The organism is Falsiroseomonas oryziterrae, from assembly GCF_021864505.1.
Taxonomy (GTDB): domain Bacteria; phylum Pseudomonadota; class Alphaproteobacteria; order Acetobacterales; family Acetobacteraceae; genus Falsiroseomonas; species Falsiroseomonas oryziterrae.
Genome location: NZ_JAKJIB010000506.1, coordinates 1 through 1,941, shown reverse-complemented (window position 1 = coordinate 1,941; position 1,941 = coordinate 1). Strand labels below are relative to the sequence as shown.

The 1,941-nt window shown below is 75.9% G+C and carries 4 protein-coding genes; all 4 read right to left on the bottom strand.

Features of this window, described 5'->3' with window-relative positions; all coding sequences use genetic code 11:
• On the bottom strand, positions 1–560 hold a 560-nt coding region (locus L2I40_RS22525), incomplete at its 3' end, for a cytochrome c biogenesis CcdA family protein (protein WP_237217569.1).
• Positions 561–566: 6 nt separating this feature from the next.
• Positions 567–953 carry a thioredoxin family protein gene (locus L2I40_RS22520; RefSeq protein WP_237217567.1) on the bottom strand — a complete coding sequence of 129 codons (387 nt, stop codon included), beginning with the start codon at positions 951–953 and terminating at the stop codon, positions 567–569.
• Positions 954–1,009: 56 nt separating this feature from the next.
• Positions 1,010–1,654, bottom strand: a complete 645-nt coding sequence (locus tag L2I40_RS22515) for an NrsF family protein (RefSeq protein ID WP_237217565.1) — start codon at positions 1,652–1,654, stop codon at positions 1,010–1,012.
• A gap of 7 nt (positions 1,655–1,661) precedes the next feature.
• Positions 1,662–1,941 (bottom strand): RNA polymerase sigma factor (locus L2I40_RS22510; protein WP_272911003.1); only part of this gene is annotated, 280 nt, incomplete at its 5' end.

Below are 1,941 nucleotides of genomic sequence, written 5' to 3'. Positions count from 1 at the left end.
CGGCGCAGCGCCGGTACCGCACCGCGCGCCGCATAGCCGAGCGCCAGCAGCGGCACCGCCGCGCCGAGCGCGAAGACGAGCATGGTCAGCGCCGCCCGCCCCGCCGTCTCCGCCTGCGCCGAGAGCGCAACCGCCGCCCCGAGCGCCGGCCCCGTGCAGGGCGCCCAGGCAAGCCCCAGCACCGACCCCAGCGCGAATTGTCCGCCCGCGCCGCGCGCCGACATGCCCTGCGCGAAGGCCTGCACCGGCTGCAGCAGCCGCTCCGCCTCGGCCGAAAGGCGCGCCGCGACATCGGAAGCAAGCAGCGCGACGCCAGCCAGCAGCATCAGCACCGCCGCCCCGATCCGCAGCACCTCCCCATCGAGCCCGAGGGCGAAGCCCGCCAGCCCCAGCAGCATCCCCGCCCCTGCGAAGCTCAGCGCGAGCCCACCGGCCAGCGCGAGCGGACCCAGCCGGTGCTCCGCGCCTGCCGCCGCAAGCACGATCGGCAGGATCGGCAGCACGCAGGGCGAAAGGCTGGCGAGCATCCCCGCCAGCCAGGCGAGCAGCAGCGCGGCCATGCCGCGTCAGGCCGCGCGCAGCAGCAGCGCCCGGATCGCCGCCGGGTCGGTCACGCCCGTCGCTCGGCCGCGCTCCTCGCGACCGTTGAAGGCGATCAGCGTGGACTGGCTGCGCACGTTGAGCCGGCGCAGCGCATCCTTCTGGCTGTCGAAATCCACCGTGAACAGCACCGCGCCGGCCAGCCGCGGATCGGCCAGCGCGGCATCCACATGCGGCCGCTGCACGCGGCAGGTCGGGCACCAGGGCGCGGTCACCTCGACGATCAACGGCCGCCCCGCTTGCTGCGCGGCATCGAAGGCGGCGTCGCTGAAGCGCGCGCGCTCCGCCGCCCGAGCGGGCCGCGCGGCAACGGCACAGAAGGGGATGGCGGCGAGAAGCAGGCGGCGCTGCATGACGGGCTCCGTGATCCGTTGCGGACCCGCCTCCTTCGCCGCGCCGCGCCGCGCGGTTACGCCTCCGCGCGCATCAGCAGCGGCCCTGCGGCGCGCGCCAGGACGGTCACCAGCAGCACCGACAGCCCGTGCCAGACCAGCACCATTGCCGCGGCATCGAGGTGATGCACCAGCGCCAGCCCGACGCTCGCCAGCGCCGCCGCCGACAGCCCGCCGAGCGCCGCGACCGGCTCCGGCCGCAGCCAGGCCGCATGCCGCGCCAGCCACAGGATCGCGAGGGTGAGCGGAAGGCTGAAGCCGACGATGAAGCCGAGGCAGGAGAAGCTTGTCGTGAGCCTCAGTGCCTCCGGCCCGAACCGCGTGAGGTCCTGCAGGCAGCCCCATCCCATGGTGGCGAGCCAGGCCAAGGCGGCGGGCAGCGGCAGCAGCGCCCAGCGGCGGTCGCGGTCGGGCAGGGCCAGCTGGAAGGCGGCGAAGCTCGCCAGCAGGCCGGTCGCCGCCGCCATCGCCAGCGCCACCAGCTCCTGCCCCTGGCGCAGCCGCGAGGCGAGGTCGGGCCGCATGCCGAACCACGCGACCCCGGCCGCGATCACCAGCCCAGCCGCCGTCGCCCACGCCGCCGTGGCCAGCGCCGGATGCCAGGCCCGCCGCACCGGGCGAAGGCCGGCGGCCAGCCGTCCGATCAGCTCCTCGCTCTGCATGCGCCCCTCACTCCTGCACGCCGAAACGCCGCCGCAGCGACCGGATCGCGCGATGCGTCGCCACCTTCAGCGCCCCGACCGTCATCCCGGACCGGCCGCTCGCCTCCGCCAGCGACAGCTCCTCGATCTTTGTCAGGCGGAGCGCGCTGCGCTGCGCGAGCGGCAGCTCCTCCAACGCCGCGCGCAGCGTCGCCGCCTCGCGCCGCGCCGCGACATCGTCATCGGCGGCCGGCGCGCCGGAGGGCAGCTCCGCCCCCACCTCCAGAAGATCGGAAGAGCCACGTCCT